This is a genomic window from Vibrio hyugaensis (assembly GCF_002906655.1).
Classification (GTDB): Bacteria; Pseudomonadota; Gammaproteobacteria; order Enterobacterales; family Vibrionaceae; genus Vibrio; species Vibrio hyugaensis.
On the sequence record NZ_CP025794.1, the window covers coordinates 3,383,174 to 3,394,823 of the forward strand.

7 protein-coding genes are annotated in these 11,650 nt (G+C 47.3%); 3 read left to right on the plus strand and 4 right to left on the minus strand.

Going from position 1 to position 11,650, the window contains the following annotated elements; translation table 11 throughout:
* Window positions 1–14: 14 nt before the first annotated feature.
* The 3 genes from C1S74_RS16590 to C1S74_RS16600 all read right to left on the minus strand — a co-directional run bounded on the left by C1S74_RS16590 (window position 15) and on the right by C1S74_RS16600 (window position 5,384).
* The gene (locus C1S74_RS16590; RefSeq protein ID WP_045395702.1) at window positions 15–3,107 is read right to left on the minus strand and encodes a beta-galactosidase; all 3,093 of its coding nucleotides are present in this window, start codon (window positions 3,105–3,107) and stop codon (window positions 15–17) included.
* A 90-nt stretch (window positions 3,108–3,197) separates the two neighbouring features.
* Window positions 3,198–4,073, minus strand: a complete 876-nt coding sequence (locus tag C1S74_RS16595) for a MalM family protein (protein WP_045395705.1) — start codon at window positions 4,071–4,073, stop codon at window positions 3,198–3,200.
* 69 nt (window positions 4,074–4,142) lie between these two features.
* Window positions 4,143–5,384, minus strand: coding sequence for a carbohydrate porin (locus C1S74_RS16600; protein WP_045395707.1), 1,242 nt, complete (start codon window positions 5,382–5,384; stop codon window positions 4,143–4,145).
* 838 nt (window positions 5,385–6,222) lie between these two features.
* Between C1S74_RS16600 and C1S74_RS16605 the strand changes: the two genes are divergently transcribed.
* Window positions 6,223–8,340, plus strand: a complete 2,118-nt coding sequence (locus tag C1S74_RS16605) for an alpha-galactosidase (protein WP_045395710.1) — start codon at window positions 6,223–6,225, stop codon at window positions 8,338–8,340.
* Window positions 8,341–8,703: 363 nt separating this feature from the next.
* Window positions 8,704–10,077 (plus strand): melibiose:sodium transporter MelB, encoded by a 1,374-nt coding sequence (gene melB, locus C1S74_RS16610; RefSeq protein WP_005438913.1) that lies wholly within the window; start codon window positions 8,704–8,706, stop codon window positions 10,075–10,077.
* Between the two features lie 103 nt (window positions 10,078–10,180).
* Here melB and C1S74_RS16615 read toward each other — a convergent pair whose 3' ends face one another.
* On the minus strand, window positions 10,181–11,080 hold the full coding sequence (locus C1S74_RS16615) for a LysR family transcriptional regulator (protein ID WP_045395713.1): 900 nt from the start codon (window positions 11,078–11,080) through the stop codon (window positions 10,181–10,183).
* 139 nt (window positions 11,081–11,219) lie between these two features.
* On the opposite strand from C1S74_RS16615, the gene C1S74_RS16620 reads away from it, so the two are divergent.
* The gene (locus C1S74_RS16620; RefSeq protein ID WP_045395716.1) at window positions 11,220–11,618 is read left to right on the plus strand and encodes a hypothetical protein; all 399 of its coding nucleotides are present in this window, start codon (window positions 11,220–11,222) and stop codon (window positions 11,616–11,618) included.
* Window positions 11,619–11,650: the final 32 nt, after the last annotated feature.

Here is an 11,650-nt window from a genome sequence, read left to right on the forward strand (position 1 = left end):
AGGTTATGAATCGATTACTGAGCTGGTTTAAACGTCACTTTGTAAGCGTATTGATTGTCCGTTAACTGGAATTCCTTGTGCACACTTGGACTCCAAGAGTCATCACCGCCAACGCCCATGTGTTTATGGTCTAGGCGCACGTAAATCTTCTCTTCTGCGACCAAATCGTTGGTGTGTTTCGCTGCTGCTAAGTGCTGCTGAGCGTATTGACTCACACTGAACTGGAAGTCACCCGAGATTTCTAATTCATTTACCTTCAACCATTGCGTACCGCAGCGCAGACCACTGTCGGTTGGGAAAATGTATGGCGTGTGCATTTGCTCAAGTGTTTGTGTGTGCTGGCCGAAGCGCGCTGCTGCCAAACGGTCAGGGTAGTTTTCAAATGGGCCTAAGCCTTGCCATGTTATCGGCGCGTTTTGCTCATTCAACGGCAGTTCGAATTCCAAACCGATGCGTGGCATTGGGGGTAAATCATCAGCCAGCTTCACGTCGACAGCCAATGCCATCTCACCGTTATTGCTTAGTGTGTGCGTCCAAGTCGTGATCACCTGAACTTCATCATTAAAGTGGTAAGCGAACGTCGAGGTCACTTTCACCGCATGTGCCAGAGTTTCACTGTGGCAAGCGACGCATTGGCGTTCCCACTGGCCGATACCCGCCATATCCCAACGACACATCCAAGCGTTTGGATCGACGTTGTCGATTTCGCTCACACCGATGTCGTTATCCAGTGGTGCACGGAAGAAGTTATCTTGTGGTGCCGCAAGCATTTGTGCTTCACCATCGATACGCCAATCGGTCATCAAGCCAGTTTGACTATCCCAACGCCATTGATGTTTTTCATCCAAACTAGACACCAAAATGCTGTTGTCTTGCTGCGTTAGCATTGGCGCTGGTTGCGTTTCTAATGTTGGCAGAGCAAGGCCAGCTGTATTGCGTAGTGACATTTGCTCAGAAGCGACTAGGTACTCTGCGTCTGCCCAAGGCGTTGCAGCAATCAGAGTAATGTCGGTATTTAAGTGATATTGCGCTTCCGCTTTTGGCGTGAAATTAAGGGCAATCTCAATACTTGCTTGGCTGTCCGCTTCTACCTTAAGCGCCAATGAACCGGTTTGAATCACTTTGCCATTTTCCAACAGAGACCAGTTCAATTGCTCGTTATCGGTCGCGCGGAACAAGTTCTCGTTAGTAACCAACAGTGTGCAAGCTTCTTTGGTTTGTTCTTGCAGTGATACGGTGATCATGCGTTGGCAGTATTTTGCTTCTTCCAACGTTGGATGAACCGTGCGATCTGGGAAGATCAAACCATTGATGCAGAACTGACGGTCATTGATTTCATCACCAAAGTCGCCGCCGTAAGCCCAGAAGTGTTGACCGTTTTCATCCCATTGGCTCAAGCCTTGATCCACCCAATCCCAAATAAAGCCGCCTTGTAGGCGAGGGTAATCGCGGAACGCATCCCAGTAGTCATTAAAGCTACCCAGACTGTTGCCCATCGCGTGTGCGTATTCACACAAAATCAGAGGACGAGTTTCGTTTGGTAGTGATACCCATTTCTTGATTGCCCATTTAGGCACGGCTTCGTCTTCGATGACCGTATTAACACGCGCGTACATTGGCGCAATGATGTCGGTTGCCGTGGTGTTTGAACCGCCGCCTTCGTATTGTACTGGGCGAGACGGGTCGTAGTTTTTAGACCAAGCGTACATCGCATTGTGGTTGCTGCCGTGACCGGATTCGTTACCTAAAGACCAGATGATGATCGAAGGGTGGTTCTTATCGCGCATCACCATTTGGGTGTAGCGGCTCATGTAAGCGTGCGCCCATTGTGGATCGCTCGATAGGCGGTTCATTGGCTGCATGCCATGCGTTTCGATGTTCGCTTCATCGCACACGTACAAGCCGTATTGGTCACAAAGTTCGTACCAACGAGGGTGGTTCGGGTAGTGCGCCGTACGTACCGCGTTGAAGTTGTATTGCTTCATCAAACAGATGTCACGGATCATGTCTTCTTCCGTCATCACATGACCAAGCTCTGGGTGATGTTCGTGACGGTTCACGCCGCGGATCAACAAAGGCTTACCGTTTAGCTTCAATTGGCCATCGGTGATTTCGACTTTACGGAAGCCCACAGGGTACGCTTCGCTTTCTAAGTGCGTGCCATTTTCATCCAACAGTGAAACAACTAAGCGGTAAAGGTTCGGTGTTTCCGCTGTCCATTTCTTTGGCTCGCGTACGTGCAATGTTTGAAATACCACGTCATCCCACGTACCACGTTCGTCAATGCGACGGTTGTGCGGACGGTCGATGCGAGGCTCTGTCACGGCTTGCTCGCCATCAAACAGCTGCACTTGAACTTGGTAGGTGTCCGGCGCAGAAATCGAAGTCACAACCGACAGTGAACCATCGCGGTAACATGCGTCTAAATCTGGCGTGATGAACACATCTTCAATACAGTGTTGTGGTTTAGATAGCAGAGTCACGTCGCGGAAGATGCCACTTAGCCACCACATATCTTGGTCTTCTAGGTAGCTGCCATCACTCCAACGAATCACCATGACGGCTAGGCTGTTGTCACCCGCAACAAGGTAAGGCGTTAGGTCGAATTCAGAAGGCAGGCGGCTATCTTGGCTGTAGCCAACCCAAGTGCCGTTACACCAAAGGTGGAAAGCCGAGTTCACGCCATCAAAGATAATGCGCTGCGTATTGGCTAAATCTTCTGCTGAAAGTGACACGGTAGTGCGGTAGCAACCCGTTGGGTTATCACTTGGTACAAACGGCGGGTTTACTTCGAATGGGTATTTCACGTTGGCGTAGATAGGCTTGTCGTAACCTTGCATTTGCCAGTTTGAAGGGACAGTAATCTCATCCCAGTCTTTGTCATTGAATTGTGACTCGATGAACTCGCCGTCAACTTGCTCTGGCGTATCAAACAGTTTGAATTTCCATTGTCCGTTCAGCGATTGACGCTGGGCTTGAATACCGTCGCGGGCATGGTCAATATCGCGGAAACTGGAAAGAGGGCTGTGAGCCTTAAGACAGTGAATGTTCACTGATTGCGGGTTTTCCCAGTCGCGTCTTTGGAGAATTTCTGAAAATGCCTTCATGGTTTTCCTACTTAACTTTTTGTTTCTAATCTTGTTTCGCTACGGAGTTTGAGCCCGTAGCGAGAGTGTCTTTGTTCTTGTTGTGAAGCGTTATTTCGCTAATTGCTTCACGAGATAATCTTTTGCTTGGGTAAAGCCTTGCTCAGCTGCTTGGTTGGCAATCGCCGCAGCTTGTTTTACGTCGTTGTCTTTGAGCGCTGCATCGATTTGAGATTGGTACAACGTCCATTCATCTTGTGCTTCAGGCGATGCGGCAGGAGTTAACTCTGCTTTTGCGGTGTCGTTGGTTTGTGTGCCCAATTCCGCCAAAAGCGTTAATACCGCGTTATTGTCGGAGGCACTCGCCGTAACATCAATAACGCCAAAAGGTTGGAACTGAGCAGTGAGGGGAAGCTGTTTACTGCCAATGACGTTTTGTGTTTCTGCGTAAACTTCTTCTGGGTGCTTGCGAGTCAATTCGGTGCCAAGCAGTGTCGAATCTGAAGCGATGACCACGTATTTCGCGCCATTAAGTTGTGGGTTCACCGTGATCACTTGTTCAACACGCTCTAGGCCACGCATGCCCGTTGTGTGGTAGTTAAAGTCTTTTGCTGAGTAATCGGATAGAAGCTGCCACTTCGCGTCATAAATAAGAACGTTCGCAGCAAATAACGCATTGTTATCAACATAAGAGCGAACAAGTAGCGAAAATGGCGCGTCAGAAGTGATTTGATAGCTCATCACAGGGAGCGGTTTGGATGAGGCAGAATCTGAAGAAAGTAAAACCGCACTGCTAACACTTGGCAGATTTGCATCTATAACCACTTGCTGGTGGAAAGGAATCGATAGGGCGGTCAGAGGCAAAGCACCTAACGTTGAGCAACATTGTGGTTGGCTCAAATCGGTATTAAAGGTTTGCTCTGGTAATCCACTGCACGCGCCAAGAGACAGAGCCATGAATAGAGTTGCTAGCGGTTTTAGTTTCATCTGCGTTGTCCTTTGTGGGGTGAGCGTATTACTCACCCCGTTGGGTTCATAAATAGTAGCGGGTTTGGATTACCACCATGTTTCGACGTTAAAGCCAAAGGTGATTTCATCGACGTTTTGTCCACCAGTGCTGCGAGCATGGCCGTAGACTTCGCCGCCACGGTTCCACTCATCGGTTTTCTCTGAGTAGGTCGCGAACAAGCGCAGTGATGGACGAGCCCAAACGCCTTTGCCTGCTTGGAACATTTGCGCCACCGTCACTTTGTACATGTCGTTAGTACCAGCGCCGTTTTGCGCTTCTACTGATTCGTAGCCAACTTCAAGTGCGGTTGCCATGTATTCTGTCCAACTGTATTGAGGACGAGCGCCCACGCTGAACCATTTCTCACCTTCGTTGTTATCTAGGTTTTTGTCTTGGTAAGCGATGGAGTACATCACTTGGAAATCTTCATTCACGTTAAGATCGCCAGAGTTGAAAATACGCCAGCTGTAACCATCGTGCTCAACGCCTGTGTTGTATTTACGGTTTGAGCCGCCTTCAGCACTCATCAAACCGCCCGCAAGCGCATCCGTACCGTATTGGAAAGCGAATGTGTTTGAACCATAGTTCCAAGCTTGACGGTAAAGTGCAGAAAGCATGGCGCCAGAAGTGGTGATGTCACTTTCGTCATAACTAGAGTTTTGTGTGAACACATAGTTCAAACCGACCGTAAGATCTGCACTGTCGCTCAGTTCAATGCCGCTCAAACGTGCGTCGATGTTGTGTAAGCTGCGGCCATCTGCGCTAGAGTTTGGCGCCATCCATGCGATGTGACCTTTAGCAAAGCCAAGATCCCAGTTTTCAATACCGATACCTGTGCTCGATGTGTCCCAGTATTTAATGTCGATCATGTGCACTTCATGCCGGCGGTAGAAACGTTCGCCCGCCCAAACAGTCGCATCCGCTTGGCCTTCAAACAGTCCATGACCTGCCGACCACATTTGGATCAAGCTAACGTCACCCCAGCTTTCGCCACTCCCAAGGTAAAGTGTGGTATCAAAGTACGCGTCGCCTTGTTGCCAAACGTCGGCTTTGAGGCCCGCTTCCCACCAGTTCAGTTCGTTACCCAAACGGTAGTTACCGTAACCTTGACCAGCACGAATCACATCGTTGCGTTCACCTTTGCCATCATTGTGTTCATCGTTATCGGTGTAAATGTTGCCCCACTTGGCGTAGCCGAAGTAAGTGATGTTCTCCACTGCAGCCATACCAGCAAGCGGTGCTAGGGCGAGGGTTAACCCAAGCGCTCTTACAAGCGTCTTTTGTTTCATGAAGTGTCTCCATTCTATTTTTATGGATTTATTTTTTATTGGTTTGAGTCCTAACTCGCTGCGCAGTGTAAATAAACTCTGGAAACGTTTTCATGATGAGGTTGGCATTTTTGTCGTAATGAGGGGGTTATTACTATTTTGTGTGATTGCGATCTCTTAAATTGAGGTTTTAAGCGCGATTTTAGATTGATTTCTAACCGCGTAAGTTGGAATCGTTTACTTTGGTTGGGCTGTGTTTGGGTTTAGATAATGGGGTCGATGTTATTTAAGGTGATGATTTAAATTGGATTTTTTCTAAGAAAAGGAAGTTATTAGGAAGAAGAGGAAAGAGAGCCCAATTGAAATCAACTGGGCATGTGAGACAAGGAAGCATATACAACAAGTGGTTCGCGGGCGCACTGCACACGAGCATTTGCGGTATCGTCAAACTGGGATTTTGAGTTAGGACCCAAGAGAGACACTTCATAAAGAATCTCGAAGCCTCAAGAATACGGTTGTCGGTTAACCACTTCAAGAGGTGAGGAGTTCAACTGAGCGGTCTGTAACCTTATTTATGATTTTGTTGTTGTAAGGCGATGAATTAAATAACGAAAAATTCTTTATAAATCAGTTTGGTATTCGAATTTACGTGCAGTGCTTTAAAGAACTCAATTACCAAAGAATCTGAGGTTTTTGGAGCTGATCGCTGCGTAATATAAGAAGGAATAAGGCGTAGCGGGCGATGGCACAAGTTTGAAAAATTAACTGTAAACGTTTCCATGATTTTGGTGTGGCTCACAGATTATTTTGTTTTTTTCATTATGATGCAGCGTAATTTCCAGTTTCAAGGTAAGACAAGATGACGGACAAAACACTGATTGAGCTAACCGGTCAGCAAACTCAATTGATTGTAGAGTTGGGCGAATATGCAGAGATTCTGCATTGGGGACAAAAAGTGAGTGGTGACCTTAATGGTTTCCGCATGGCTTTACATCGTCCCGTGCCATACGGTCGTTTGGACAGCGACGTATCCATGACTCTACACCCAGAGCTTGGTCGTGGCGTTTTCAGCAGCCCTGGTGTGGAAGGGCATCGCGATGGTCAAGATTGGGCTCCAGTGTTTGTCATCTCCCATATTGAACAACAGCAAGACAGTATTGTGATTGAGAGCGAAGATGCGATCGCAGGTCTTCGTTTACAAACCGAGCTTAAGCTTGATAGCAACGATGTAGTGAAAACGCGTCATACGCTCACCAACAAAAAAGCAGGCGTTTATCATGTGAACCGTCTTGCCAATACGTTGCCTTTACCAGCTCGTGCGAATGAGCTGATGACTTACTACGGCCGCTGGGTTCATGAGTTCCAAACGGTTCGCCAACCATTGCTGCAAGGCGGCTACCAACAAGAAAACCGTCGTGGACGTACTTCTCATGAGCATTATCCTGCGCTTGTTGCTGGTACGACTCACTTTGATGAAATGAATGGCGACGTGTGGGGCTTCCATTTCGCATGGAGTGGTAACCACAGATTGCGCGTAGACGTGAAAGCCGATGGCCGCCGTTACATGCAGGCTGAAGTTATTTACCTACCTGGTGAAGTTGCGCTAAAAGAAGGTGAGAGCATTACAACGCCTTGGCTGTACGCGAGCCATAGTAATTGTGGTTTGAATGGTATGAGCCATCACTTCCACTCTCATGTGCGTGAAACGATTTTGCCGAGTGATTTCACGGACAAACCTCGCCCGATCCACCTCAACACGTGGGAAGGCATCTACTTCGACCACGATCCAGAATACATCATGTCGATGGCAACTCAGTCCGCAGAGATGGGTGTAGAACGCTTTATCATTGATGATGGCTGGTTCAAAGGGCGTAATGGTGACAAAGCAGGGCTAGGGGACTGGTTCCTGTGTGAAGCCAAGTATCCAAATGGCTTGCACCCGATTGTGGAACACGTAAATAAATTGGGCATGGAATTTGGTTTGTGGTTTGAGCCAGAGATGATCAACAAAGATTCCGAATTGTTCCGTACTCATCCTGATTGGTTACTGGCTGTAAACGGTTACGATCAGCCAACTGGTCGCAACCAATACGTGATTAACCTACAAAACGATGAGGCGTTTAACTTCTTGTTTGAGCGATTGGATCACTTCCTCTCGACTTACAACATTGCTTACATCAAGTGGGATATGAACCGCGAAGTCGTTCAGCCAGCGCACTTAGGTCAGGCTGCGGCGCACAATCAAACCCAACGTTACTACCAGTTAGTTGATAAAGTTCGCGAAAAGCACCCGAAAGTCGAGATTGAATCTTGCGCGGCAGGTGGTGGTCGTATTGATTTTGAGGTTCTGAAACGCACGCATCGATTCTGGGCTTCAGACAATAACGACGCACTTGAGCGTCAAACCATTCAACGCGGTATGAGCTACTTCTTCCCGCCAGAAGTGATGGGCAGCCATATTGGTGCAAGCCATTGTCATAGCACGCGCCGTCGTCACAGCATCGAGTTCCGTGGGCTTACGGCACTGTTCGGTCACATGGGGATTGAGCTTGACCCAGTGAAAGAAGAACAAGCGGAAAAAGAAGGCTTTGAACGCTACATCAAGCTGCACAAGATGCTGCGCCCATTGCTACACAGCGGCAGAACTTGGCGAATTCCAACGGACGATAAAGCGCATCAAATTCATGCGGTTGTTTCAAACGATCAATCGGAAGCGGTGGTGATGATCGCTCAGCTCGCGATGCCAACGAACTCTTTAAGTGGGCATTTGCGCGTACCGGGTTTGGATCCACAAGCGACATATCGAGTGACGGTATTGGATAAACCGTCTAACTACGATGACATCGTGAATTACCAACCGCCTTGGACTGAATCTGGTTGTGAGCTTTCTGGCGCATGGTGTGAAGAGGTTGGCTTAACCATGCCAATCCTTGACGCGGAAAGTGCCATGTTGGTGAAGTTCGAACGTATTCACTAAGCCATATCTATTTAGACGATTTCATCGTTTCTCATTGGTTTTCTATTGCCGTACAGACATCAGGTTTGTACGGCTTTTTGCGTTGGTTTTAAATGGCCGTTTTGAAATCGTTCTCATGCTTAATGAGCGTAAAGTGTTGATAAAATGGCGTAAATAACACGATCTCCTTGCATTAATAGGTCTAAATATTGTTCGATGTCTCATTTTGAAAACTTGCCTGTAAACGTTTCCATAAAGCGGTTTTTGATCACAGTAAGGCATTCAGTGTGTGAGTAGCATTAGCATCGAAATATAAATAAAAGACGTCGACGTTATGAATTCTAGTTAGGGGAATGAATAGCAGTACGACACTAAGGAACTATTATGTCTGATAAAATTACGCTACAAACCAAGCTGTCCTACGGTCTTGGCGCACTCGGTAAAGACTTTGCCTGTGCACCTATCTACATCTTCTTAATGTTCTACTTCACTGACGTTGCCGGCTTGTCTGCTGCTTTCGTTGGTACCATCTTTTTAGCGGCTCGTATTATTGATGCGATTACTGACCCAATGATGGGTGTGATCGTGGACAACACGCGCTCAAAATTCGGTAAATTCCGCCCTTGGATTGTGATTGGTACGTTATTAAACGCAGTAGTACTGGTTGGCCTTTTCAGTACTCACATGTTTGAAGGTACTACGCTTTACATCTACGCAGCAGCGGCATACATCCTTTGGGGTCTAACGTACACCATTATGGATATCCCTTACTGGTCAATGATTCCAGCGCTATCAAGCTCTCGCCAAGAACGTGAAAAATTGGTGGTATGGCCACGTCTGTTCGCGAGCCTTGCATGGTTCATTACTGGTACTTACGGTCTGCACATCGTGGGTGAACTAGGTAACGGCAACCAAGGCGACGGTTTCTTCAATGTTGCGATGCTGATTGCGGTTCTGTTTGTAATGAGCGCATTCTTGATTGCTCGTAACGTAAAAGAGAAAGCAGCACCAGCTAACGCAAAACCAGCAGAGAAATTCAGCTTCAAAGACGTTTTGACTATCATCGGTAAAAACGACCAGCTTAAAGCGCTAATCGGCACGGTTCTGTCTTTCCAAATTGCGAACCTATTGGTTGGTGGCTTTGCGATTTACTACTTCTCTTACGCGTTGGGCAATGCGGAGCTATTCCCAGTTTACATGGCGGTTGCAGGCGCAGCAGAAGTGGCGGGTGTGTTCTTGTTCCCTCGTATCGCTTCTCTACTACCACGTAAGCTTCTATGGCCTATCGCTTGTGGCTTCCCAATTCTGTCTTGCGTACTTCTACTATTGATGGGCTTCATCGCTCCAGCTAACGCGCTAATGATTGGTATGGCGGGTGCGGCAATTAAATTCGGTGTAGGTATCGCGAACGCGCTGCAAACTGTAATGCTGGCTGACGTTGTGGACTACGGTGAGCACAAAACAGGTCGTCGTAGCGAGAGCGTTATCTTCTCTGTACAAACGATGCTTGTGAAATTCGCAGGCGCAGCAGGTGGCTTCATCGTGGGTGTTGGTCTGTCTGTTGTGGGTTACGTACCAAACGTAGAGCAATCAGCAAGCACCATTATGGGCTTAGAATTTATGATGATTGGTCTACCTGCAATCATGATGACCATCAGTGGCGTGATTTACCAACGTTACTACCATCTACACGAAGGCTTCAACAAAGAAGAAGCTGAGCAACAAACTCAAGTTGAAAGCGTGCCAGCACAAGCATAATTGTCACGTTTTCATTTAAGTACCCCAACTCAATTTAGTCACTAAGATAAAGCGCCTCCAGATGGAGGCGTTTTTGTGACTTAGTTTAGAGCTCGAAAGTGTACTAAAAGTCTTGTTCAAATTTGGTTTTGACGAAATCGATGAAGGTACGCAGACGCTTAGGTTGGTAGCGATCACGGTGGTAAATCGCTGATAGCGGTACAGACGGAATTTCCCATTCTGGCATTACTTTAACCAGTTTGCCTTGTTCGACCTCGTCATCACAATAACTGAGAGGGACACGGATGATGCCGTTATCGAATAGCGCGCCCATTACTAGCGCGCGTCCGTTTTTACAGCGTAGATTACCTTTCACGATGACATCGCTGTGCTCTTGTGGGTTAGCCACGTTACGGTAACTCCAGCGAGTGACTGAGCCTGTCAGAGTACGATGCTTCGCCAGTTCTTTTGGCGTGACAGGTTCGCCGTATGTTTTGAGATAGTTCGGACTTGCAAGCGTAACCATATCAATCATCATCAATTTGCGTGCGACGAATCCTGCGTCTTCCAACTCGCCCATGCGAATCGCGACATCGAATTGGTCTTCAATCAAATCAATACGTGGTGAAGAGAAATCCAAATCTACGGTGATGTTTGGATATTCCAACATGAACTCATTGACGTATTTAGCAATGATGTCTTCACCGATGTAGCCACCCACACAGTTTACTCTAATCAAGCCGCGCACTTCTTGAGTATCGTCAACAGCAGCGATTAACGCTTGGTCGATGTCGTGCAGCGCTTTTTCGCACTCTTGATAGAAATGCTCGCCAGCGTGAGTGAGGCGTAATGTTCTCGTGGTGCGAGTCAGTAAGGTCACACCCATTTGTGCTTCAAGTCCACTGATTTGGCGAGACACATGAGACCGAGAGACGGAAAGCGCTTCTGCCGCTTTGGTGAAGTTACCCAGTTGAGCGATCAAAACGAAGGAGCGAATATCAGCAAGATTAACTTTATTGAGCATGTTGAATTATTTACAGAAACGGTAGTCATAAGACTATCACAGTTAGTTACGAAAACGCGCTGTTCAAAAAATCATACTACTTGAGGTTTATATTAACTTGCGTATGATTTCCCGCGTTTCCACATTTATCGAAGTTAGAATGCACTCATCCACTCTACAATCTGCCGCGTCCCGACAACAGGGAAAATGGTTCCTAGCACTAATCGGCTGGGTGATTGTTGTGTGCTTGATGAAAAATTCTGGCTTGATGTTCAGTTGTGCTATGCAATATGACTCTAGCTCTGCCTCTGTGCTCATTGGCGATGAAGTTAAAATCGTAAAAGCAGAAAAAGGGCATGACACGAGTAAATGTGAATTGTCTGAAAAGCTGATTCAATTTGCTCAGCAACAACTGGAAACCTTGGTCGTTGTATTATTTGTTGGCATTCTTGCGCTTGTCGTGTGGCGCTGTTGTGCGTTCGCTAGCAAAAGACAATGGACCGAACCGATAGTCCAAAAGTATCGAGTCCATCTCACCCTGTGTGTATTCCGCGAATGACAAGTGATTTCTGACGAGTTTCGTATCGTCAG

What these genes read in the sequence shown, in the direction of transcription:
- C1S74_RS16590 (WP_045395702.1), bottom strand. Translation starts at nt 3,107, where the DNA reads ATGAAGGCATTTTCAGAAATTCTCCAAAGACGCGACTGGGAAAACCCG.
- C1S74_RS16595 (WP_045395705.1), bottom strand. Translation starts at nt 4,073, where the DNA reads ATGAAACTAAAACCGCTAGCAACTCTATTCATGGCTCTGTCTCTTGGC.
- C1S74_RS16600 (WP_045395707.1), bottom strand. Translation starts at nt 5,384, where the DNA reads ATGAAACAAAAGACGCTTGTAAGAGCGCTTGGGTTAACCCTCGCCCTA.
- C1S74_RS16605 (WP_045395710.1), top strand. Translation starts at nt 6,223, where the DNA reads ATGACGGACAAAACACTGATTGAGCTAACCGGTCAGCAAACTCAATTG.
- melB (WP_005438913.1), top strand. Translation starts at nt 8,704, where the DNA reads ATGTCTGATAAAATTACGCTACAAACCAAGCTGTCCTACGGTCTTGGC.
- C1S74_RS16615 (WP_045395713.1), bottom strand. Translation starts at nt 11,080, where the DNA reads ATGCTCAATAAAGTTAATCTTGCTGATATTCGCTCCTTCGTTTTGATC.
- C1S74_RS16620 (WP_045395716.1), top strand. Translation starts at nt 11,220, where the DNA reads ATGCACTCATCCACTCTACAATCTGCCGCGTCCCGACAACAGGGAAAA.